20 protein-coding genes, 1 tRNA gene and 2 pseudogenes are annotated in these 24,077 nt (G+C 43.0%); 18 read left to right on the plus strand and 5 right to left on the minus strand.

Translation table 11 applies throughout. The features are described 5' to 3' along the window. Positions 1-7: 7 nt before the first annotated feature. Positions 8-1,138: an alanine racemase gene (gene alr / locus B0681_RS02155; RefSeq protein ID WP_078317087.1), complete on the minus strand. Its 1,131-nt coding sequence runs from the start codon at positions 1,136-1,138 to the stop codon at positions 8-10. 95 nt (positions 1,139-1,233) lie between these two features. Next, positions 1,234-2,634, minus strand: coding sequence for a replicative DNA helicase (dnaB, locus tag B0681_RS02160; RefSeq protein ID WP_078317088.1), 1,401 nt, complete (start codon positions 2,632-2,634; stop codon positions 1,234-1,236). Between the two features lie 162 nt (positions 2,635-2,796). On the opposite strand from dnaB, the gene pdxA reads away from it, so the two are divergent. The 7 genes from pdxA (at position 2,797) to ruvA (ending at position 9,454) form a co-directional block, all read left to right on the plus strand. Continuing rightward, the gene (gene pdxA / locus B0681_RS02165; RefSeq protein WP_078317089.1) at positions 2,797-3,897 is read left to right on the plus strand and encodes a 4-hydroxythreonine-4-phosphate dehydrogenase PdxA; all 1,101 of its coding nucleotides are present in this window, start codon (positions 2,797-2,799) and stop codon (positions 3,895-3,897) included. Between the two features lie 205 nt (positions 3,898-4,102). Continuing rightward, entirely contained in the window at positions 4,103-4,948 is an 846-nt protein-coding gene (gene rsmA, locus B0681_RS02170) for a 16S rRNA (adenine(1518)-N(6)/adenine(1519)-N(6))-dimethyltransferase RsmA (RefSeq protein WP_078317090.1), read from the plus strand. 46 nt (positions 4,949-4,994) lie between these two features. After that, positions 4,995-5,828 carry a symmetrical bis(5'-nucleosyl)-tetraphosphatase gene (locus tag B0681_RS02175; protein WP_078317091.1) on the plus strand — a complete coding sequence of 278 codons (834 nt, stop codon included), beginning with the start codon at positions 4,995-4,997 and terminating at the stop codon, positions 5,826-5,828. 145 nt (positions 5,829-5,973) lie between these two features. Further along, complete coding sequence (locus tag B0681_RS02180; protein ID WP_078317092.1) at positions 5,974-7,176, plus strand: phosphoglycerate kinase; 1,203 nt, start codon at positions 5,974-5,976, stop codon at positions 7,174-7,176. 213 nt (positions 7,177-7,389) lie between these two features. Continuing rightward, positions 7,390-7,680 carry an entericidin gene (locus B0681_RS02185; RefSeq protein ID WP_078317093.1) on the plus strand — a complete coding sequence of 97 codons (291 nt, stop codon included), beginning with the start codon at positions 7,390-7,392 and terminating at the stop codon, positions 7,678-7,680. A 122-nt stretch (positions 7,681-7,802) separates the two neighbouring features. Continuing rightward, the gene (gene fba / locus B0681_RS02190; protein WP_078317094.1) at positions 7,803-8,840 is read left to right on the plus strand and encodes a class II fructose-bisphosphate aldolase; all 1,038 of its coding nucleotides are present in this window, start codon (positions 7,803-7,805) and stop codon (positions 8,838-8,840) included. Then, on the plus strand, positions 8,837-9,454 hold the full coding sequence (gene ruvA, locus B0681_RS02195; RefSeq protein ID WP_078317095.1) for a Holliday junction branch migration protein RuvA: 618 nt from the start codon (positions 8,837-8,839) through the stop codon (positions 9,452-9,454). Before fba ends, ruvA begins: the two co-directional genes overlap by 4 nt. A 107-nt stretch (positions 9,455-9,561) precedes the next feature. Here ruvA and B0681_RS02200 read toward each other — a convergent pair whose 3' ends face one another. Beyond that, positions 9,562-10,434 carry a LysR family transcriptional regulator gene (locus tag B0681_RS02200; RefSeq protein WP_078317096.1) on the minus strand — a complete coding sequence of 291 codons (873 nt, stop codon included), beginning with the start codon at positions 10,432-10,434 and terminating at the stop codon, positions 9,562-9,564. A 129-nt stretch (positions 10,435-10,563) separates the two neighbouring features. Continuing rightward, positions 10,564-10,866, minus strand: coding sequence for a hypothetical protein (locus B0681_RS02205; RefSeq protein ID WP_078317097.1), 303 nt, complete (start codon positions 10,864-10,866; stop codon positions 10,564-10,566). A gap of 462 nt (positions 10,867-11,328) precedes the next feature. On the opposite strand from B0681_RS02205, the gene leuC reads away from it, so the two are divergent. The 5 genes from leuC (at position 11,329) to leuB (ending at position 15,324) form a co-directional block, all read left to right on the plus strand. After that, the gene (leuC, locus tag B0681_RS02210) at positions 11,329-12,747 is read left to right on the plus strand and encodes a 3-isopropylmalate dehydratase large subunit (RefSeq protein WP_078317098.1); all 1,419 of its coding nucleotides are present in this window, start codon (positions 11,329-11,331) and stop codon (positions 12,745-12,747) included. A gap of 233 nt (positions 12,748-12,980) precedes the next feature. Next, entirely contained in the window at positions 12,981-13,298 is a 318-nt protein-coding gene (locus B0681_RS02215; RefSeq protein WP_078317099.1) for a hypothetical protein, read from the plus strand. A gap of 80 nt (positions 13,299-13,378) precedes the next feature. Further along, positions 13,379-13,546 carry a hypothetical protein gene (locus tag B0681_RS10405; protein WP_158077910.1) on the plus strand — a complete coding sequence of 56 codons (168 nt, stop codon included), beginning with the start codon at positions 13,379-13,381 and terminating at the stop codon, positions 13,544-13,546. Next, entirely contained in the window at positions 13,543-14,190 is a 648-nt protein-coding gene (gene leuD / locus B0681_RS02220) for a 3-isopropylmalate dehydratase small subunit (protein WP_078317100.1), read from the plus strand. Before B0681_RS10405 ends, leuD begins: the two co-directional genes overlap by 4 nt. 63 nt (positions 14,191-14,253) lie before the next feature. Continuing rightward, a complete protein-coding gene (leuB, locus tag B0681_RS02225; RefSeq protein WP_078317101.1) occupies positions 14,254-15,324 on the plus strand; it encodes a 3-isopropylmalate dehydrogenase in 1,071 nt (356 codons plus the stop codon). A 139-nt stretch (positions 15,325-15,463) separates the two neighbouring features. Here leuB and B0681_RS02230 read toward each other — a convergent pair whose 3' ends face one another. After that, positions 15,464-17,131 carry an ABC transporter substrate-binding protein gene (locus B0681_RS02230; RefSeq protein WP_078317102.1) on the minus strand — a complete coding sequence of 556 codons (1,668 nt, stop codon included), beginning with the start codon at positions 17,129-17,131 and terminating at the stop codon, positions 15,464-15,466. Positions 17,132-17,473: 342 nt separating this feature from the next. Here B0681_RS02230 and B0681_RS02235 point away from each other — a divergent pair. The 6 genes and pseudogenes from B0681_RS02235 (at position 17,474) to B0681_RS02260 (ending at position 24,054) form a co-directional block, all read left to right on the plus strand. Next, positions 17,474-17,560 (plus strand) — tRNA-Leu (locus tag B0681_RS02235). A gap of 173 nt (positions 17,561-17,733) precedes the next feature. After that, positions 17,734-17,883: pseudogene (locus B0681_RS02240) on the plus strand (integrase arm-type DNA-binding domain-containing protein); the annotation flags it as partial. Positions 17,884-18,091: 208 nt separating this feature from the next. After that, positions 18,092-18,223: pseudogene (locus B0681_RS02245) on the plus strand (IS3 family transposase); the annotation flags it as partial. Positions 18,224-18,940: 717 nt separating this feature from the next. Further along, positions 18,941-20,398 carry an ATP-binding protein gene (locus B0681_RS02250; protein WP_078317104.1) on the plus strand — a complete coding sequence of 486 codons (1,458 nt, stop codon included), beginning with the start codon at positions 18,941-18,943 and terminating at the stop codon, positions 20,396-20,398. Further along, positions 20,388-23,087, plus strand: coding sequence for a Z1 domain-containing protein (locus tag B0681_RS02255; RefSeq protein ID WP_158077911.1), 2,700 nt, complete (start codon positions 20,388-20,390; stop codon positions 23,085-23,087). Before B0681_RS02250 ends, B0681_RS02255 begins: the two co-directional genes overlap by 11 nt. Further along, a complete protein-coding gene (locus tag B0681_RS02260) occupies positions 23,080-24,054 on the plus strand; it encodes a PD-(D/E)XK motif protein (RefSeq protein WP_158077912.1) in 975 nt (324 codons plus the stop codon). The genes B0681_RS02255 and B0681_RS02260 overlap by 8 nt, the downstream gene beginning before the upstream one ends. The last annotated feature ends 23 nt before the right edge of the window (positions 24,055-24,077 follow it).

Here is a 24,077-nt window from a genome sequence, read left to right on the forward strand (position 1 = left end):
TGCAGATTTAATTTTGGGAAGATGTGGGTTGATTGATGCTTACTATACGACGCTTTGGGCGCTGGGTCAAGCGACACATCAGCTCATAACCGATGGTGCCAGCACAACTGGCGACCTCATCGATGCTGGGTGATGCGCCCCACAGCACCACAGGCGCACCGATATTAATTTCAAGCCCATCAACATCAATCATTAGCATATCCATCGCCACACGACCGATGATCTCACGCTGATGCACTTTGCCGTGCGCATCGGTGATGCTGACTTTGCCAGATGAGACCACTCGTGGATAGCCGTCACCATAACCGATGGCTACGACGGCGATCTGATGGGCTTTTGTCGCCATCCACAGAGCGCTGTAGCCGACGCAATCTTGATCGGCGAGTGTATGCAGCGCCATCACTTGTGAAGACAGTGTCATGGCGGGCTTTAGACCCAGCTCATGCGCGCTTTGATCGGCCACAGGCTTTGAGCCATATAAGGCGATGCCTGCGCGCACCCAGTCATGCTGTTGATCAGCAAAATTGATGATACCTGCTGAATTGCATAAGCTGGCTAGGGTCTGCGGTGCAAATTGACGAATGGCATTGAGCATCTGATTAAACTTTAAAATTTGTCGAGCATTCATCGGATGAGACTGCTCATCGGCACAGGCAAAATGACTGGTCAAGATCAGCTGATAGCCTGCATCATTCAGCTGTCGCGCTGCCTCGATGATGGCATCATCACCAAAACCTAGCCGACTCATGCCAGTGTTATATTTTAGCCATATGGTGCGCCCAAAGGCATCATCATCGGGCGTTAGTGATAGCGCCCAATTCAGCTGCTCGATTTGATGAATCACACAGCCAAAGTCATGCGCCAGCGCTGTTTGCCATTCTGCTTGACTAAACACGCCCTCGATCAGCACGATAGGCTTTTGATGACCCAAGGTTTTGATAGCCAGAGCCTCGCTCATACACGCCACCCCGAAGCCATCGGCAGCCATCAAAGCAGGTAGAGCCGCCTGGATGCCGTGACCATAGGCATCGGCCTTGACCATTGCAAGGACTTTGGTGGTAGGCTTTAGGTGTTGTTTGATGACTTGCAGGTTATGTGCCAAGGCATCTTGGTCGATGGTGATGGTCGTGTTTCGCATGTGCTTTGTCTATTTTGATAAAACTATAAAAAACTCAATCGGCTGGGCTGATGTGCTGATGTCTTGATACACAGATGCTGGGCATTGGCTGCATCTCATTCATCCATATCATAATCTTCAGGCACATCGCCCGGCACCAGATCTTCAAATCGTACATATTCACCCAAGAATTTGAGTGGGACTTTGCCCCGCTCACCCTGACGGTTCTTGCCGATGATCAGCTCTGCTAAGTGCTTGATGTCGTCTTTATCTGGATAATAATAATGATGGCGATAGACAAATAAGATCAAGTCGGCATCCTGTTCGATCTGGCCTGATTCACGAATGTCGGAGATCAGTGGGCGCTTATTTGGGCGTTCTTCGACTTTACGGTTCAGCTGTGACAGCGCCACCACAGGACAGTTTAATTCACGCGCCAATGCCTTCAAGCTGCGCGAGATTTCGCCCATTTCATTGACTTTATTATCGCCCATCCCTGGCACGCGCATCAGCTGCATGTAGTCGATAAGTACGAAGCCCAGCCCATCTGGATGGTTTTTGGCGATGCGGCGACATGTGGCGCGTACCTCCGATGGGCTTAGATCTGAGCGATCGTCGATATACAGATGCTTATCTTGGAGCAAAGTCACGCCATTCATAAACCGACCCCACTCATCTTCATTCATATCCGCTGACATGATGCGCCGCATGTCGATACTGCCCCATGCTGCCAACATACGCATGGCGATGGACTCAGCTGGCATTTCCATCGAGAAAATCACCACCGACTTATTGGACATCAAAGCCGACTGAGCAAAATTCAGCGCCAGCGCCGTCTTACCCATCGCAGGGCGCGCTGCCAGGATAATCAAGTTGCCATTTTGAAAACCCAGCGTTTTGTTATTTAGGCCGATAAATCCTGTATCCAGACCGACCAAGCCCTCTGGACGCAAGCGAATCTCATCGAGTTGAGTGACGACATTGGCCAGTACATCATCGATCCGCTGCGGCCCTGTTTTACTGGTGCCGCGCGCAAAGCTCTCACCGATGCGAAAAATATCCGATTCGATGGTGTCTAAAATCTCAGTGACGCTTTGTTTTTTGGGATGATAAGCCAGATTGAGCATGTGGTTTGCCGAAGAAATCAGCTGCCGATAGACAGACATTTCGCGGACTTTTTCAGCATAATTGATTAGATTAAAAAAATTGGCCGTGCTTTGGTTGATGGCGATCAAATATTCCTCACCGCCAGCAGCGGTCAGCTGCCCAACACGGCTAAGATAATCATGCACCATGATGCTGTCATAAGGCTCATTGACACGCGCCAGATGGCTGATGGCTTCAAAAATTCGCTTATGCCGCTCACCATAAAAATCCTCAGCGCTGATCAGATGCTCAATGTTGGCAAATGAGTCGTTAATACTCATCAATGATGCCAATAAAGAGCGCTCCATCTCGATATTATGGGGCGGCTGTAGGGTCAATAAGCTGTCGGGCTTTTCGGTGTGATTACTCATAAAAACTAACTAGCGTGGATGGCTAAAAAAGTACTTATCTGGCGATGGCCAAATAAGTAAATGGATAAAATTTGATTGGTAAAGCTTGGCAAAAATGCTAGAATTATTCTTTATTCATCTGCCAAATTGTATCACAAAACCACCCCTAAAGGATACGCCAAAATGACAGCATTTTTCGCAAAGTCTGCCAAAGCCGCACCACATCAAGCTTGCGATCAACTGCCATATCTGATCACCACGGGAGAGCCTGCTGGTATCGGCATGGACATTGTCATTGATATGCTGTGCCATCATCGCGATCAGCTGCCTGCGCCGCTGCTTATTTTGGCCGATTGCTTTGCTTTTGATGAGCGTGTTGCCATGCTAAGGGCAATTAACGCCCATCAGATGCCTGATTATGCAGTGATTGATGATTTGCCTGATAATATTGATAATATTGATAATCAATTTATCAAAAATAAACTATCTGGCACAGCACACTCTGTCATTATTTTGCACATACCTTGCACTGACAAAGTCGTTGCAGGTCAATTATCTGCGCGTAATGCCCCTATGGTCGAGCGGCAGCTACATCTGGCGCATGTTTTGGCATCAACAAAGCAAGTGGCTGCCATCATCACCGCACCCTTGCAAAAATCTGTGATGATTGATGGTGGTGTGCAGCTGGATAATGGTGATTTGTTCAGTGGGCATACCGAGTATTTTATGCATAAGGCAGGCTGTGATAAGGTGGTGATGATGCTGGCCAATCGTGTCATGAAAGTGGCACTGGTCACGACACATCTACCGCTGCGCGCTGTGGCTGATGCCATCACTGCTGATGAAGTGGCGAGCACAGTCGCCATCACGCATCATGCCTTGACGCATCAGTTTGGCATCCCAAATCCCAAAATCCTAGTCTGCGGACTCAATCCACACGCAGGCGAGAGCGGTCATTTGGGTGATGAAGAAATCAACATCATCAATCCTGTCCTACAAAACTATCGTGATGACGACATGGATATCTCGCTTGCCATGCCTGCTGATACGCTGTTTACCCGCCATCATCTAGCGCACTGTGATGCGGTGATTGCCATGTATCATGATCAAGGCTTGGCACCGCTCAAATCGCACGGCTTTGGTGATACGGTCAATATCACGCTTGGACTACCCTATGTGCGTACATCGGTGGATCATGGCACGGCACTCGATTTGGCAGGGACAGGGCAGGCGAGTAGCTCAAGTTTATTACAGGCGATTGCTTATGCACTGATGATGAGTTGATGTCAAATCAGCTGTGTAGCATTCTCACTCCATACCACAGCTGAATCTAAAGTCACAAACCAAGCCAAAAAACCAAAAAAGTGTGGGACATAAGCATACATATAACCAACAGATATCCGATACTTTACCACCAAAAAATCCCCAAAAACCCATCAAATCATGGTATGATAAACGGTTAATTTTGCGATTAGATAAGTTAGAATTTATGCACATTATTCCAAAATCCCCACAGCAAGCCAAGCACGCACCCCGCAAGCGTTTTGGGCAAAATTTCTTGCATGACACCAATGTCATTGCCCAAATTGTCACATCGATTCGCCTTGATAAAGCGGATAATCTGCTTGAGATTGGGCCGGGGCTAGGTGCACTGACCGAGCCACTACTTGCCGAAGTTGATGGGATGACGGTCATTGAGCTTGACCGTGATTTGGCAGCTCAGCTGAAGATTAATATCGGTGCCAATAGCCATCCTGATTTTACCATCATCAATGACAACGCCATGCACATCGACTATCGTGCCTTGGCTGAGCAAGTGGGCAAGGGTGCGTTTCGTGTGGTGGGAAATTTGCCTTATAACATCTCGACGCCGATTTTGTTTCGCTTGCTTGAGTTTAGTGATGTCATCAAAGATATGCACTTTATGCTCCAAAAAGAAGTCGTTGATCGCATCACCGCCGAACCAAACACCAAAGCATACGGCAGATTGTCGGTGATTATGCAGTATTATTGCCAATCAGAGTATCTACTGACTGTGCCAAAAGGGGCGTTCAATCCACCGCCTAAAGTGACCAGTGCAGTGTTTCGTCTGATTCCATATGCCATCAAGCCAATTACTGCTCGTGATGAGAGGGTCTTTGAGCTGGTTGTGCGTGAAGCGTTTAATCATCGTCGTAAGACTTTGCGTGCGATTTTTAAGGCAAATGCATTATTGCCGACTTTGGATGAAGCGGATTTTGAAGCAGTGGGCATCAATCCGCAGGCTCGCCCTGAGACCTTGAGCGTATCAGAATTTGTTTCGTTAGCGGATTTGATTGTCAATAAAAAAGCTTAATGCATGATATATTTGATTTGAAAACTGGTTATAATTATTTAGCTGTATGAAAAAATATAAAACCAAAAACTATCGTCATGAGTATGTGATCGGTGATTTGCAAGGCTGTTTTGGCGCGTTCAATCAGCTGCTTGATGTGCTGGATTTTGATGAAACTCAAGATAAGATTTGGCTGGCTGGCGACATCGTGGCGCGGGGTGAAGATTCTTTATCCACCTTGCGTGAAGTCAAGCGACTCTCTGACATTGGTGCGTTGACCACCGTACTTGGCAATCATGATATCACCTTGATTGCTACTTGGCGAGGGGTGATGAATCCCAAGCCAAAAGATAAAACGGCAGCGATTTTTGAGGCGCCTGATTGTGATGAATTGCTTAACTGGCTCCGCAAACAGCCGCTATTGGTTTATCCAGATCATCGCACAGTGCTGACCCATGCAGGCATCCCACCAAATTGGAGCATCAAAGAAGCCAAAGGCTACGCCAAAGAGCTTGAAAAACAGCTTGGCGGCAGTCTAAAACAGCTCGATCGCCTACTGCCCAATCTATACAGCAAAAAATCGGATGAATGGTCAGATAAGCTCAATGGCTATAAGCGAATGCGTGCCATTGCCAACTACTTTACTCGGATGCGACTGTGCACAGCATCAGGTTTGCTTGAGTTTTCGTTTAAAGAGACGCTTGATGATGAGATGCCATTGGACTTTCGCCCTTGGTTTGAGTGGTTTGTGGTGCGTGAGCGACGGATTCTTTTTGGGCACTGGGCAGCGCTCAAAGCACAAGTTGCCACCAAAAATGTCCGCTCGCTCGATGGTGGCTGCGTGTGGGGTGGTAAGCTTGTGGCGTATCGGCTGGCAGATGGTGCGGTGATCGCGATCTGATCTGGTCAAGTCACATGATGGCTTGCAACTGCCATAAAATTTGCATTATAATCCATCAATGTTGTGGCAGCATCCATCGAAACACTGCGGCAAATTTGATATTTTTCTTTATAACACTGATTTTTAACAACACTAAGGATGAGTTATGACTGTAATTGCAATGAAAGATCTGGACTTGGCAGGCAAACGCGTGTTGATTCGTGAAGATCTAAATGTGCCGATCAAAGATGGTGTCATCACCAGTGATGTGCGCCTACAAGCAGCACTGCCGACGCTTAAAGATGCGCTGGCACAAGGCGCTGCTGTGCTTGTGGCGTCGCATTTGGGTCGTCCTAGCGAGGGTGAATTTGATGAAAAATATTCACTGGCACCTGTAGCGGCATATTTGGATGAGCATTTGGATGCACCTGTACGCTTTGAAAAAGACTATCTAAATGGTGTCGAAGTAGCGCCTGGTGAGCTTGTTTTACTTGAAAATGTGCGCTTTAATGTTGGCGAAAAGAAAAATTCTGATAAGCTTTCTGAACAATATGCCAATCTGTGCGATGTCTTTGTGATGGATGCCTTTGGTACCGCTCACCGCGCCCAAGCATCCACCGAAGGGGTGATCCGCGCTGCCGCAGCCCAAGGCAAAGCAGTGTGTTCGGGCAATCTATTGACCGATGAGCTGACCGCTCTGTCTCGTGCGCTTAACAATCCTGCAGCGCCAGTTGTGGCGATCGTTGGTGGCTCAAAAGTCTCCACCAAGCTGGATGTATTATTAAGTCTGGCTGATAAATGCGATAGTATCGTCGTTGGTGGCGGTATTGCCAATACTTTTTTAGCAGCCACAGGCGTAAATGTCGGCGCTTCATTGCATGAGCCTGATTTGATCGACACTGCCAAAGAAATTATGGCCAAAACTCAGATTTTGCTGCCATCAGAAGTGGTGGTCGCTGACAAATCTCAAATTGATTTTGATGATTTTTTGGGTTCGCTTGCCAAGGCAGATGCGGTGGTCAAATCGGTCGATGACATCGCTGATAATGAGATGATTTTGGATGTCTCAAAAGACAGCGCTCAAAAAATCGCAGAACACATCAAAGCGGCTGCTACCATCCTATGGAATGGTCCTGTGGGTGTGTTTGAGGTGGATCAATTTGGCACAGGCACTCAGATTTTGTCACAAGCGGTCAAAGACAGCGCAGGTTTTAGTATCGCAGGCGGCGGTGATACATTGGCAGCCATTGACAAATATCAAGTGGCTGATGATGTCAGCTATCTATCAACTGGCGGTGGTGCCTTCCTTGAGTTTGTTGAGGGCAAGACACTGCCAGCCATTGCCGCGCTTGAGGCTGCCGCAAAATAAGTTTTTTTGATGGCTTGGGCGGGTGATTTATCTGTGGTTAGCAAGCTTAAGCCATCTTGCAACATGGCTTTATTTAGATTAAGGCTTTGTTACTTTTTGTTGCATTTTTCGATTATCTCTTGTCAAACGGCCTTTAGATGGCTAAACTAAAGGCATTAGATCGATAAGTATATCGAGAAATTTTTTTAGGCACATCATAAGAGAGAATAACAGATGAAAAAGATTCTACCAGCCGTTGTTTTTGCTGCTATGCTTGCCGCTTGCAGTCAGCAAACTCAAGATTCTGCCAGTCAAACTGTCGAATCTGCAGCAGCCGACACCAAGGCCAACACCGAGCAAGTCGCTCGTGAAGCTGAAGCCGCTGCACAAGCAGGCAGCAATGCAGTTGAAAATGCCGCTGAAACCGCGTCAGAGGCTGCCAAGAGCATCGGCGCTGCCGTTACCGAAGCTGCGGGCAATGACAACTCAGCCGAAGCACGCGCCCCAGAAGATCAGCAATACTGATCAATAAGCTGTCCAGAAGCCGACACCGTGTCGGCTTTTTTATTATTTTGGGGTGTGTAAAATCGGCATTTATGGTATAATCATGCTTATTTATACCATCACTCATCAAATGGAGAAATTACATGGCACTGGTATCACTGCGCCAATTACTTGACCATGCTGGCGAACACGCTTATGGCTTGCCTGCTTTTAATGTCAATAACTTAGAACAGATGCGCGCCATCATGATGGCAGCGGACAAGACAGATTCACCTGTGATCGTACAGGCATCAGCAGGTGCTCGCAAATATGCTGGTGCACCATTTTTGCGTCATCTAATCCTATCGGCCATCGAAGAGTGGCCACACATCCCTGTGGTAATGCACCAAGATCATGGCACAAGCCCAGCAGTGTGCCAGCGTTCCATTCAGCTTGGCTTTAGCTCGGTAATGATGGATGGCTCGCTCAAAGAAGACGGCAAAACCCCAGCGGATTATGACTACAATGTTCGCGTGACTCGTGAAGTCGTCAAGATGGCACATGCGTGCGGCGTGTCTGTCGAAGGTGAAATCGGCTGTCTAGGTAGCCTAGAAACTGGCATGGCAGGCGAAGAAGATGGCGTGGGTGCTGAAGGCGTCCTTGACCACAGCCAGCTATTGACTTCGGTCGAAGAAGCTCGCCAATTCGTTGCTGACACCAATGTTGATGCTTTGGCCATCGCAGTAGGTACATCACATGGTGCGTACAAATTCACTCGTCCACCGACAGGTGATATCCTAGCGATCGACCGCATCAAAGAAATTCACGAAGCGCTGCCAAATACTCACCTTGTCATGCATGGCTCAAGCTCAGTGCCGCAAGAGTGGCTAAAAATCATCAACGACAATGGCGGTAACATCGGTGAGACCTATGGCGTGCCAGTTGAGCAGCTTGTCGATGCCATCAAGCATGGTGTGCGCAAGATCAACATTGATACCGATTTGCGTCTGGCATCTACCGGTGCGATTCGTAAATTCATGACTGAGCATCCAGCTGAGTTTGACCCACGCAAATACTTGGCAGCATCAATGAAAGCGATGGAGGAGATCTGCGTGGCTCGTTATGAGGCATTTGGTGCGGCAGGCAATGCCAGCAAGATTCGCCCGATTAGCCTAGAGAAAATGGTAGAATATTACCAATGATTGGTATGATTACAGGGCAGGTGCAGTCATTGAATGCACCTGTCGCCTGCGTGATGACAGCTGGCGGTGTGGGCTATGAGATTGAGCTGCCCATACCGTCATTTTGTCAGCTGGCATTGGGCAATACCGTGACCATTCATACACATTTGGTGGTACGCGAAGATGCGCACAGCTTATTTGGCTTTATTGATAAACCAGATCGGGATGTGTTTCGCAAACTCATTAAAATTAACGGTGTTGGTGCTAAGATGGCGGCGGCGATGCTATCGACATTGACTGCAGCTGAGATCAAGCGCGCTGTGGATCAGGACAATGATGTGGCCTTGGTGCGCGTGCCTGGAATTGGCAAAAAGACTGCCCAACGCATCATTTTGGACTTAAAAGGCAAATTGCAAGAGTTTGGCAGCGATGAGATGATCGGTGTTGATGGGTTATTTGTAGAAGATGGCTTTGATAACAGCATGCAGATGATCGCTGAAGTTGAGAGTGCTTTGATTCATTTGGGCTATAAAGAAAAAGAAGCCCAAGCCGCCATCAAAGCTACACAGTCAGATCAGATCACAAACACATCCGATCTGCTCAAGGCGGCACTGCGCCAACTATCTGGATTTTAATCAACTACTTGCATTATTCATGCCTCAGGCGAACAGCTTGGGGCATGAATTTATTTTGCTATGATAGATAAAACGATGACTCTGATAAAGTCTTAAATAAAATTTGGTTATTCATTGATCGACAGCATCGATAACAGCGCTTGCATGCTGGCTGAACGAGTCAGATTGGGATTGGTCACCAAACCCAAATGGCGCTGCAGTTCGATGTTTTCAGCCATATCAATCTTAATCAAATCCTGATTAATCAAAGTCTCTGGCAGCACTGACCACCCAAGACCAACTGACACGAGCATACGGATCGACTCCAGCGGATTGGTGCTCATCGTTGCATATGGGCGCAGATTGTGCTTGGCAAACTCCGCCAGCGTGATCTGACTGGTAAAGGTATTGGCAGCGGGTAAGATGGCAGGGTAATGAGCCAGCTGCAAAAGGCTAACCTTGGATTTTTGGGCAAGTGAGCTTAGCGTACCTGTCACAAAATACAGCGGATCACTCCACAAGGTGTGATAATTTAGTCTGCGGTCAAAGGTAGGCGGCAGGGTCAAAAAAGCCAATGAAATTTCACCCTCCAGTACCGCCTTATGCGCCTCTTCAGAATCGACAAAACGCACCTCAAGCTGTACAGCAGGATAAGTCTGAATAAAGCGTCTGAGCACGGGTGCTAAGTGATGCAATCCGATATGATGACTTGTCCCGATAACTAGTCGTCCCGATGCCACTTCTTTGGCATGCTGAAGACTGGCTTTACATGCTTCATAGTCATCGAGCCATCGACGCACAAAGGGCAGCAGCTCATGCGCAGAAGCTGTTGGGATGATACTGCGACCGACGGTGTCAAACAGCACTGCACCAAACTCATCTTCAAGGTTTTTGATGCGTTTGCTGACAGCAGGCTGTGTGATGTACAATTTCTCGGCAGCACCCGAGATACTGCCTGTTTGCATGACTGCCACAAAAGTGGCCAAGTTGGTCGTATTCATCGCGTCCGTCCGATATGATGATGGTGGGCATGATGCGCATATTGCATCTAGGTTGTGATAGCTTAATGTATTCCAAAAAGTTTTTCAACCTAAATTTTTAGGAATGCGTAATTTACCCATATTGAAACATCATTCGTTATAAAACTCATTGGCCTTATACAATAGCATCAACAGCGCAGAATAACAAAAGATACTGATCAAGCATAGCACCAAGAAAGTCAAGCTGCTTTTATCAGCGACGGCATGCGCAAAAGGATTGTAGATCGAGCCTTCACCCCAGAACATCCAATTAATCAAGATCTGGCACAAAAATCCCACCACACACAAAATGGTAATCACTCTCTCGCTTCGGATGCCTGTGCGGCGCACGATGAACAGCCCAATGACCAAAATCAATAAAAACATCGCAATAGAAATGCCATAAATCGCCATACAAACACTCCGTGATAAAGATCTATAAGATCTTTGGTTAAATCAATATCATAACAGCGGCCATATATTGTTTCAGGTCGCCATCAGCTTAACTGTATTAAAGTCAATGTCAAAAAAGCTTGGCATTATTTTTCAACTTTAATTATGCATCATAATGTAATACAATTTTACAAATTGTACAATATCTGGTTACTCGGTTTTCTAAAGTTTGATCAAGATTGGGCTTATTATTCCTATAAGTTATCAATTTTATAAAAAATATAAATTATTATTATGAATTTATTTTTGCTATAATTACACATATCTATTAAACTATGGCTAATCGAACAGGGCGATACTTCACCACGCACCATCATGAACGGACGATTGGGAAGTGCTTTTGTTTTATGGTATAATGATTATGCCAAATTAGTATAGATTGTTTAATAATTTTAAATTTACCCAACCATTTAGGAGTATAAAATGGCAGGCAAAACTTTATATGATAAACTTTGGGATGATCACTTGGTGGCAAGCCGTGATGACGGCTCAAGTTTGATTTACATTGACCGTCAATTATTACACGAAGTCACCTCACCACAAGCATTTGAAGGCTTGGAGCTTGCAGGTCGCAAGCCTTGGCGTTTATCGGCAAATGTCGCAACCCCTGACCACAACGTGCCAACGTCAATTAAAGAACGTAGCGAAGGCGTAAACGGCATCAAAGACGAAACTTCACGCATTCAAGTACAAACTTTGGACGAAAATTGCCAAAAATTTAACATCACCGAATTTACCATTAATGACATACGTCAAGGTATCGTCCATGTGGTAGGGCCAGAACAAGGCTTGACCTTACCGGGAATGACCGTTGTCTGTGGTGATAGCCATACTGCAACACATGGTGCATTTGGTTGTCTTGCTCATGGTATTGGTACCAGTGAAGTTGAACACGTTTTAGCGACACAATGCCTAGTCCAAAAGAAAATGAAAAATATGCTGGTGCGTGTGGACGGCAAACTTGGCAAAGGCGTAACCCCTAAAGATGTGGTATTAGCAATCATTGGTAAAATTGGTACAGCAGGCGGAACAGGACACGCCATTGAATTTGGCGGACAAGTATTCCGTGATATGTCTATCGAAGGACGTATGACCGTTTGTAATATGGCAATCGAAGGCGGAGCAAGAGTTGGCTTAGTTGCTGTTGATGAAAAAACCATTGAATACGTTAAAGGTCGTCCGTATGCCCCAACAGGTGCAGACTGGGATAAAGCCGTAGCATATTGGAACACCTTACATTCAGATGATGATGCCCATTTTGATACCGTGATTGTGATGAATGGTGAAGACATTGAACCACAAGTCTCATGGGGAACATCACCTGAAATGGTCATTCCAGTAACGCAAAACGTACCAACTCTTGAGCAAGCAAAAGACGATGTACAAAAAAATGACTGGACACGTGCTTATCAATATATGGGTTTAACGGCAGGACAATCCCTTGCTGATATTGCCCTTGACCGAGTATTTATTGGCTCTTGTACCAATTCACGCATTGAAGATATCCGTGCGGCGGCTGAAGTGGTTAAAGGACGTAAAGTTGCTGATACCATTAAACAAGCGATGGTTGTTCCGGGGTCTGGTTTGGTGAAAAAACAAGCAGAAATCGAGGGATTAGATAAAATCTTTATCGATGCAGGTTTTGAGTGGCGTGAACCGGGGTGCTCAATGTGCCTTGCGATGAATGCCGATAAATTACAAGCAGGCGAACATTGTGCCAGCACCAGTAACCGTAACTTTGAAGGTCGTCAAGGTAATGGCGGTCGTACACATTTAGTGAGTCCAGCAATGGCAGCAGCAGCAGCGATTGCAGGGCATTTTGTCGATGTGCGGGCATTCTAAAGAAAGGTTTTAAGAACCTGTTCATGATTAATTTTTTAGGTAAAAATGAGATAAATCGCACGCTTTTTAAGGAAAAAATGCAGATTGATAGTCATTCTATCAAGCAAGTTTTTGACGCTTAAAAAGCCAGATTTAGCCATTTTTGACAAAAAAGCCATGATTTTGAATGAAATATTCTTACAAAATATGAAAGCATAATTAATTGTGAACAGGTTCTAAGATAAGGATAAGTGATGATTGCTTATACAGAAGTTGTAAAAATAATCCAGCTTGATCCTATTCCTATGGCTGATGATGAAGAATGGCTATTTAGAATTGAGATTTTAAAACATTCTCAAAAAGGTTATTTTGCACAACTTTGGCGACAAGATAGCTATGATATTAAACCAACTTTTGCTATCAAACCTGATTGGATTGCAAGTGAAACGCTATTTGTCCAAGAAAACTACCGTCTTGAGATGTCGCATAAACCACATTATTTTGTCGATGTTGAAAGCTGTTTATCTGCCATTTTAACTGAACTGACAAAAGAGTTTGATTTATCACAATAGGAGATAAAAATGCCAATTTCTGTTGTTGAATATATGGTCAAATTGTAGCTAGCATACAAGTTATTGATAAGGTAAATTTTGTGGACTTAGATAATCAAAAACTTATTGATAAAATTTATCAAGAAGTTAAAAATTGGAGCAATGAAGATAAATTAAAATTTATTGAATTGCTCAAAAATTCTATTGATGATGAAAGTCTCAAACAGAACCTAAATAATCAAATTGCCAAATTTAAGGATTCATTATGAAAAAATACACCATTGAAACAGGCATTGTTGCACCGCTTGACCGTGCCAATGTGGATACAGACTTAATTATCCCAAAACAGTTTTTAAAATCCATTAAACGCACAGGGTTTGGCGATAATTTATTTGATGAATTGCGCTACCTTGATGAAGGCTATTTGGGACAAGATATTGCTAAACGCCCAAAAAATCCTGATTTTGTGCTCAACCAAGCACGTTATCAAGGGGCAACCATTTTGCTAACTCGCGGTAATTTTGGTTGTGGTTCAAGCCGTGAACACGCACCTTGGGCATTAAATGAATATGGATTCCGTACCGTTATTGCCCCAAGTTATGCTGATATTTTCTTTAATAATAGCTTTAAAAACGGTATGTTACCTGTCATCTTAACCGAAAGCGAAGTTGATGAGCTATTTAAAGACTGTGAAGCAAATGTTGGCTTTACCTTAACCGTAGATTTACAAAATCAAAAGGTAATTTCGCCATCGGGTAAAGAATATCATTTTGAAGTCGATGCGTTTCGTAAACACTGCTTGCTAAATGGTTTAGATGATATTGGTTTAACCTTACAAGATAGCGATAGCATTCGTACCTTTGAAGAAAAAGCCCGTGCGGATAGACCGTGGGTGTTTAAGGATTTGGCTTGATTATCAGTTGAGAGTTAAGGGTGGTTTTCGCCCTTAACTTGTTTTAATTTTAAGGAAATAACAATGAGCAAACACATTGCAATTTTAAACGGTGATGGTATCGGGCCTGAAATCGTTGCCCAAGCTGTCAAAGTCTTAGATAAACTGATTGCTGATGGCTTGGATGTCAGTTATGAATACGCCAAATTGGGCGGTGAAGCCTATGACGCCTATGGCTCGCCATATCCTGCCGAGACTCAAGAAATCGTGCGTAAGGCAGATGCGGTGCTACTGGGTGCGGTCGGCTCGCCACAATATGACACGCTTGAGCGTCCACTGCGTCCTGAGCGTGGGCTACTTGCCATTCGTAAGGACTTGAATTTATTTGCCAATTTGCGTCCAGCGATTCTTTATAAAGAGCTTGCCAACGCATCCACCCTAAAGCCTGAAGTGGTGGCAGGACTTGATATTCTCATCGTGCGTGAGCTGACGGGCGATATTTATTTTGGTGAGCCACGTGGCATTCGTACGCTTGAAAACGGCGAGCGTGAAGGTTTCAACACCATGAAATACTCTGAGAGCGAGATTCGCCGTATCGCCAAAGTATCTTTTGAAGCAGCTCAAAAGCGTGGCAAGAAGCTGTGCAGCGTGGACAAGGCCAATGTGCTAGAAGCCACTGAGCTGTGGAAAGAGATTTTTACCGAAGTGGGTAAAGACTATCCAGATGTCGAGCTTAGCCATATGTATGTGGATAATGCCGCCATGCAGCTGGTCAAAGCACCCAAGCAATTTGATGTGATTGCTACAGGTAATATCTTTGGCGATATCCTATCTGACCAAGCATCGATGCTGACAGGCTCTATCGGTATGCTACCATCTGCAAGCCTTGATGAACACGGCAAGGGTCTATACGAGCCAAGCCACGGTTCAGCACCCGATATCGCAGGTCAAGATAAGGCGAATCCGCTGGCGACCATTTTGTCGCTTGCCATGCTACTTCGCTATAGCCTAGGCGATGAAGCACGTGCCAAGCAAGTAGAAGATGCTGTCGGTAAAGTGCTTGAGCAGGGTCTGCGTACCGCAGATATTTATGAAGATGGCACAACGCTCGTGTCATGCTCAAAGATGGGTGAGGCGGTACTGGCTGCATTATAATCGGTCTGCTATCCCAAAGCCAAAACTGATGATCGGTTTTGGCTTTTTTGTTATTCATAAAGTTGCATCAATCAAAAAAGTCTTTAAATTAAAAAAGCACCATTGATAAACAACGGTGCTTTGGCGATCTGCCTATCAATTATTTATTGATCGTCAAATCTTTTACCAGATAGCCATCCAACGGATCTTTGGTTGAGAAGCCGCCAATATATGGCTTAACCAAGCGCACACCCACCGCGGTATATAGTGGGATCACGGCAGTATCTGTGCTGATTAACAGCTCAAGATCTTTATAAGCGCCAGCGCGCGCCTCATCAGTAGCCTCGGCGCTTAAAGTGCTTGCCAATAGATTGTCATAAGCTTGGTTTGAATATTTGCCTGTATTGTTGCTGTTGCCTGTTTTAAGTAAGTTTAAAAAGCTTGAAGGCTCGTTATAGTCAGCACACCAACCAGACATTGCCAAAGAAAAGCTGCCTTGATTTTTGGTGTCCAAGAAAGACTTCCACTCTTGGTTAATTTGGCTGGCTTTCACAGCGCCACCAAGGTTTTGCGTCCACATGGCATTGATGGCACTTGACAGTTTCTTGCCCGTTTCGCTGGTTGAATATAAGAATTCAAATTGCAAAGGTTTATCGGCTGTATAACCTGCTTCAGCAAGCAGTTCTTTGGCTTTTTGGTTACGCGCTTCTTGATCCATCGACTTCCATGCTGGTGCTGCCTCTTGCATGCCTTGGATAGACAGTGGGGTCAATTGATAGGCTGGCTCTTCGCCGCGTTTTAGGATTAATGGGAAAGTTTCTCGCACGATCGCCATCGACAGCGCTTCACGCACACGCGGATCATTCAGCGGTGCAGCTGCGATATTCGGCTCTAGGTAGTAGGTGCATAGGCGTGGTGAGACTTGTAGCTCACTGCCAGATTCTGATTGTACTTTTTGAATCTGATCACCTGGAACAAGCGACACATCGACCTCGCCAGCACGATAGCGGTTTAGGCCGCCTTCAGCCGGCACTGGCAGGAATTGCACTTTTTCGATGGTAGCTTTGGCGGCGTCATAGTATTCAGGGTTTTTGACCAAAGTCGTGTGACTGCCGACAACAGTTTGTTCTAATTTATAAGCACCACTGACGACGATGTTTTCAGGGCTTAACCATTTATCGCCATGGGTTTCGACGGTTTTTTGATGAACGGGGAAAGTTACTGGCAAAGCCAACATATCAATGAAATAAGGCACCGCTTCAGTTAAAGTAATCTGCAGCGTCTTATCATCCAGTGCTGCCACGCCCAACTGTGTCAAAGGCGCTTTACCCGTGGCCACCGCCTCGGCATTGACAACTTTGGCATCTGCCAAGTAGCTGGCATAATAAGCGCCCGTATTAGGATCTACCAAGCGGCGCAGGGCATATACTGCATCATGAGCTGTGATCGGATCACCGTTTGACCATTTGGCATCGCGCAGGGTGAGTGTCCAAACTTTATTGTCCTGAGTTTCCCATTTTTCTGCCAAACCAGGGACGGTTTTACCCTCGGCATCAGTTGAAACCAAGCCATCAAACATCTGGCGAATGATGGCAGAGCTGACGGTGTCTTGAGATTTTTGTGGATCAAGAGAACTGGCTTCAGCGCCATTTACAATCACCAGCGTATCCTTATCCGCAGGTGCTGTGCCAGTGGCTGCGATGGATGTTTGACCTTCGCCAACAGTGAGTGCTGGAGCTGAACTGTTTGAGTTATCGCCACCACAAGCTGTCAAACCCAATAAAGACGCCAAAGCCAAAGTGGCCGCCGCAGGTTTCCGATGGATCATATCAATTTTCCTTAATAAATCAAATGTCGCAAAAAGAACAAATAAACCATGTCAAGCACCGATCTTGAAAATGCGAAGACATCGTCAGATATTAGCAAAACCAACATAATTGTCAAGAAAAAAAGTAATTTTTATCTATAGTATTTTAATTTAATAAGCGATAGGCCAAATTCACGATGCATTTGTGATCATATTCAGGTGATCAAAAGTGATTTTGGGGTTATGATTGGCAACAGTTGTTAAATAAATCAAATATTGGAATTTTTTTTGAAAAAATGATTTGACAAGCGTAAAAATATCCGTATAATACGCACACATAAGCCGATGAGCTTAACCATACATGCCAGTGTGGTGAAATTGGTAGACACGACGGATTCAAAATCCGTTGCCCTTAAAAGCGTGTCGGTTCGAGTCCGACCACTGGTACCATTTGAGAGTCCGAAAGGATTCGAAGATACATGAAAACCCTTGAAGTATATAGCTTTAAGGGTTTTTTGTTGTCCGATGGATACCTATATACCACTTTGAAATCTGGCATTAATAACAGTATATATAACAGTACAGCTTATATTTATACTTTTTTAGATGGAATCTATACTGTTATGGATCGCACAACCAAACCTTTAACTACTGCTGAAATTAATAATGCCAAGCCCAAAGAGAAGTTATACCGACTTTATGATGGCAATGGACTGGTGCTAAACATTACGCCATCAGGCTCAAAAACTTGGTATCTGCAATATAAGCATCCGATTGCACTTTCCACTCCAAATGATCATCCATTCCACTCTTCACGTGACCACTTATTCCACTCTTATTTGACCACCCTATAAAAAACCACCAGCCAAGCTGTACCACTACAACACCCCCAAACACCCCATAAGAGGTTATACCACCCCAAACTAGAAGTAATCTCTCATGACAAAACAGCGTAAGCAGTACAGCACTGAGTTTAAACTAGAAAAGGCAAGCCATTACCCACATCATGCCCTAACACCAGGGCAGCAAGAGCTTGAGCGACTTCGTAAAGAAAATGCCCAGCTAAGACTTGAGCGAGACATCTTAAAAAAGGCATCCGCTCTATTAACTCAAGACAGCTTACTATTCCGCTAATAGAGCAATTGATGGTGCAAAACAGTGAGCTGACCACCAAAGCTCTGACCATGGCTTATACATACGCTTTAAACCAACTGGTGTGTTATTTCATTCAGATCAAGGCACTCATTACACCAGTCGTGCGTTTGCTGATGTTAGTTCTAAAATCAAATCGATACGCAGTATGAGCTGAAGCATTTAAAGAAACCAAAGATGGCTTTTTTTGTATAGTGTAAATGGCAATCAATCTGCATTTTTCAGAAATGTGGATTTTCTTTTTTTTTTTTGAAAATAAATAAATCAAAGTTTAAAAAGTTTGCAAAACTTAAAATTTGTTATAAAATAAATTACACCCAATTTGTTTTAATTGGTTTGTAGGTATCATTGAATACCGATGGCTGTCTTATTGAAGACTTCATGCAATCTGATTTATGGCCAAGGTCTTACTTAATCTTATGCACCAAATTAACATCTGACGCTTACGACTGTGTAAAAATCACTTGAATACCAAAGTTTTCTAAACATTGAGAGTTGAATCAAGCATAATTGGAGGTTGTTTACAACTATCTGCTGTTTCGCACAAAGGTAAAAGTGTTCAAGATTGGTATAATTCAGGGTGCTTAAATAGCTCAATACCAGGTCGGATCACCCAATAGATCTTGAAATAAGATAACATTATTTATATAATTTTTTTTAATTCTCGGGGAGTTGGTTATGGAAAAACTACTTGAGCCCAAAGCATCCTCTATCATCCAATCATTGCGAGATATTGGATACAATCTCAATACTGCCGTTGCAGATATTATTGACAACAGCATAGCGGCACAAGCATCAAAAATTGAAATTCGATTTACAAGTAGTGAAAATCCTGAGCTAATCATAGCGGACAATGGCATCGGAATGTCCAAAGATGAGCTTTATGAAGCTATGCGTTTTGCTTATATCGGCCCCAATGAGGTTCGCAAGGAGAGCGACTTAGGGCGCTTTGGATTGGGTTTAAAAACTGCTACTTTTTCGCAAGCTAGACGATTGATCGTATTGACTTCCAAAAATAAGGAAATTAACTGTGTTGAATGGAACTTAGATCATGTGATCAATCAAGGGAAGTGGCTTTTACAGATTAGGGAACCAAAAGATATTAACCTTGATGATGATCTAGTTAAGCTAGTTGAACCACATGGTACAATAGTTATTTGGAGGGAAGTGGATAGAGTCTTTGATAAAAATAACAACCCAAAGTATTTAAATGACACATTAAACAACTTGAGAGATCATATTGCATTGGTGTTTCATCGCTTTTTGTCTGGACTTCAAGGCGATAAGTTGGAGATTTCTTTGAATTGCAATAAGATTAATCCTGTCGACCCTTTTCTTCTTAAGAATCATAATACGCAAAATCATCCAGTGGAAAAAGTAAAAGTGGGTGACTCTGCAGTGACAATCCATACCCACATTCTTCCTCATCATAAGTGGCTTAAAAAAGACGAGGAAGAATATCTGAAAAATAAAAGCGATTTATTGAATAATCAAGGGTTTTATGTGTATCGAAATGGCCGGCTAATGGTCTGGGGAGATTGGTTTCGATTGATTAAAAAAAGTGAATCTACAAAACTTGCTCGAATTGAAATACACTTTGACAATACCCTGGATGCAGAATGGCAAATAGATGTTAAGAAGTCAAAAGTGTCTCCACCATCTGCAGTTAGACAAAGACTAATTGAAATTATTGAAAGAATAGCAGGGGCAAGCAAACGTATTTATGGTGCAAGAACCGCTCGCTCGCTTTCACAAATAAACAGACCATGGGAAAGGCTTGTTAATGACGGATATATAACTTATGCCATAAATAGAAATTACCCAATTATTCAAGAATTTGAGAAGACACTCAATACTTCTCAAAAGAGCCAGTGGTCTTTAATTTTGGATGTTTTTAGTCGAGCGCTACCTGTGGAATCGATTTATGCCGATATGTCATCTGCACCAAAAGCCATTACTAGTACATCGGAAAATTCAGTGGATTTAATATCTCTGCATAATAAATTCTTGCAAATTGCAGATATTTTTGCTATAGATAGTGATGAGAAAAAGTTGCTAGAAGCGTGCAAGCAGACAGGTCTTTTTTTAGGTTTTGAGAATCAACTTATTAAATGGGTGCATGAATATGTTAAATGACATTCAGCAAAGTATCGCAAATAGCGTAGTTACGTTTTTTGATGGCAAATCACCAACTGGTGAAGCAATTGTGGAAAAGACCAATCAATTTGTCGCTGTTTATGGCTATGAGGGTTCTGTTGATGTTATTGTCCGACATATTGAATCAGTGCTAAGTTGCTCGATGAGTGTTGGTGATGTCATTACAGATTCAACTTCTGAACATAACAAAAATTGGCCCGAGAGAATTTTATCTGAGGATAAAATTTATAGCAATGGCTATGAGCAGTTCTTAAAACATAAAGGTATGGCACCAATAATTGTCAACACAATATCTAAAGTAAATGATGAAATATTAGGCCTTTTGGGAGATCCATTAAGCTCAACATCATTTCAAAGACGAGGTTTGGTGGTTGGCGATGTGCAATCAGGAAAAACTGGTAACTATTTGTCTTTAGTCACCAAGGCTGCAGATGCAGGTTATCGATTTATTATCATCATTGCTGGCATCCACAATAACCTAAGAAAACAAACACAGCAGCGTGTAGATGAGGGATTTATTGGTAGAGAAAGTCTTAAGGCGCAGATTGGGGGCGTTAAGCCCATTGGTGTTGCCAAATTAAATCCACAGCATCCACATCCTATTTCTTTTACCACGCAGGAGGATGATTTTAATAGTAGATTTGCCAATCAAATGCAAGCAAATCTCGGCGATCTCATCTCCCGCTCTCCTGTTGTGCTAGTCATCAAGAAAAATACCAATACACTGAAGAGTTTATATACTTGGCTAACTAAGTATAGTAAAAATAGACATGACGATAAAATTGACATTCCCATGCTTATGATTGATGATGAGTCTGACAACGCTTCAATTAACACCAGTCAAATTGGCGATGATCCAACTAGAACCAATAGTTACCTTAGAAAAATCCTACATATTTTTCGCCAAAGCTGTTATGTTGGTTATACAGCGACTCCATTTGCAAACATCTTTATCGACCCTGATGCGTATAACTCTGAAACCTTAGAAGATTTATTTCCAAAAGATTTTATTTATTCATTGAGTCCGCCAACCAATTATTTTGGACCGCAAAAAATATTTTTAAAAGATGGGGATGGGTCGGAGCATATCTCGATACTCGATCCATATGAGGTCGATCGGTTTTTTCCCAAAGGGCATAAAAAAACACTAAAAGTGACAGATCTGCCACAATCTTTAAAATTAGCTATTCAAAGTTTTTTAATCACGAAAGCGATAAGAAATTTGAGAGGTCAGTCGAATGATCATTGCTCCATGTTGATAAATGTTTCAACATTTGTCAATGTTCAAAATCAAATCAAAAATCATGTGGATTCATATGTTGATGACATTCGTAAAGAATTGATTATTAATGGGCAATTACCCGATATTGAAAAGAGTTCAGAAGTAATTAAGCAACTGCACCAGTGCTACAATGAATATTTCTTAAATGATACCAAGACCGATGAAGAGTTATTCCATTGGAAAGAAGTGCTTGTGGAGTTAATTCACATGTTTGGTGATTCTCCAAAAGACTATAGCTTCAAAACATTTGTTGTAAATAGTAAGTCTCAAGATGCCTTGGACTATAACGATTATAAAAAGATTGGCAAGGGACTGATGGCTATTACCATCGGTGGTTTTAGCCTATCTCGTGGACTGACAATTGAGGGCTTGACGACTAGTTATTTTTATCGAAGCACCAAAATGTATGATACTTTACTACAAATGGGTAGATGGTTTGGTTATCGACCGGGTTACGAGGATTTGTGCCGAATCTTTATGACAGAGGAGGCGTATTTTTGGTACCAACACATTGCAAACGCTAGCCAGAATCTAAAGGATCAGGTGGCTAGTATGAATCAAATGTCTCTGACACCAAAGGACTTTGGGCTTTATGTGCAGTCAAGCGAAGAAGGCTTGATGGTTACTGCCAAAAATAAATCAAGACGAGGTCAGAAGATTGAATTGTCGTTATCTTTTGCCGGTCAGCTAAAAGAGTTACACCAGCTTACTAAAGATTTGGGTGTTCAGAAAGCGAACTTGGATTTGTTTGAGCGACTTTGGGATGGCTTGGTGAAACAAAACTTAAGAAAACCATTGGAGACCAAGCAGGCGGATGTATTTCAGGGTGTGGACACATCCATCGTGGTAGATTTTTTGGAAAAATTCAATCCTGGATTTAGTGATTTGAATGTACTACACTTTCAAAAGTCGATTGAATACCTTGATAAAATACAATCTAAGTATCCAAAAATGGATGTAACATTTATTACCAAAAATAAAACATCTGACATTACAACGTTTGCTGACTTTAATTGCATTGAACGCAAAGCCTATGATAAAGGCGAGCCATTCTATCGGCTAAATAAAGCTCGTGTTGGCGGGCAGGAAGATGAAAAACACGGTTTAGATTTGGATCAATTGGAGAATGGTGAAGAAAAAAATCGAGCTGCTCGCTATAGACGTGCTAGACAAAAGCCACTTTTGTTGCTGTATCTAGTAAAAATTAAGAGTATTGATGGACTTAATGATACTAGCACTCTTGAGTGCGTTCCAACAATCGCCCTTAGTTTTCCATACGGTGATAACAATACCACGGTTACTACAATTTTGGCAAATGGTCCCTATATAAATAGCTTGTTAGACTCTGGCAATGAAGAGGACTTGGTGGGAGAGGATTATGAATAAATACTTTCCTTGGTCGAGCTTGGCGATACCAGCGCAGGATAAGCTAAGCGTCCGCAGAATTTTTGAAACATCAAATTTTGATATTTATATCGCGAAAGATTTTGATGGAGCTTATCGGTGTTTAATATCGTTAAGCAAAAATCCGTTAATGTTACTGAGAAGTCTTAATCTCAATATTAACTCGATGAAAATTGATTTAGCAAAGAGTGAAGGCGGATTGTTTTTGCTCAATATTAAGCTCTTGAATGCGGAAATGTTGGATATATTTGACTATATCCTATTTATTCTTTTGTCTGAGTGTGTTTCTGAAAACAATGAGGACTTATTTGTTGCCAAATTATTAAACAATCTAAAAAATTGGCAAAGATTCATGCAATCAAGAAAAGGTATTTTATCAGAGGAAAAAATTCAAGGATTGATTGCAGAATTGCAATTTATGCATGATTTAATTGAATACAACAAAGAATTTTCTTCATATGTTGTGGAGTCATGGCGTGGACCAGAGAGACTACAACAAGATTTTATTTTTGAAAACGAGGTCGTGGAAATAAAATCTATTGGAAATATGGATAAAAAAGTTATTACCATCTCATCTTTGGATCAGTTGCAAGCAAGTGTTGAGAAGTTATATATAATGGTTTATGCGGTCACTAAATGCGATATGCTAAATGCAGGTGTTAGCTTGAATCAACTTGTTGAAAATTTGGAGGATTTATTAAGTTCGTCTAGTAAATTAATTCTACATGAAAAGTTGCTAGAGGTAGGCTATTTAAAAAATGAAAAATATGATGATTTAAAATATCAAATTCGAAAAGTTGGTTCATATTTGGCAAGTGATGGATTTCCGAAGCTAACTAGTGGTGCAATACCTGATGGCGTGGTAAATGTAAAATATGGCATTGAAATCGACAAGATTGAGCAGTTTAAAAGCTCAATTTGTATTAATGGGCTGTATGCTTTAAATTAGGTTATAGATATTCGAGGTTCAAT

The sequence above is a fragment of the Moraxella porci DSM 25326 genome (assembly GCF_002014855.1).
GTDB lineage: Bacteria > Pseudomonadota > Gammaproteobacteria > Pseudomonadales > Moraxellaceae > Moraxella > Moraxella porci.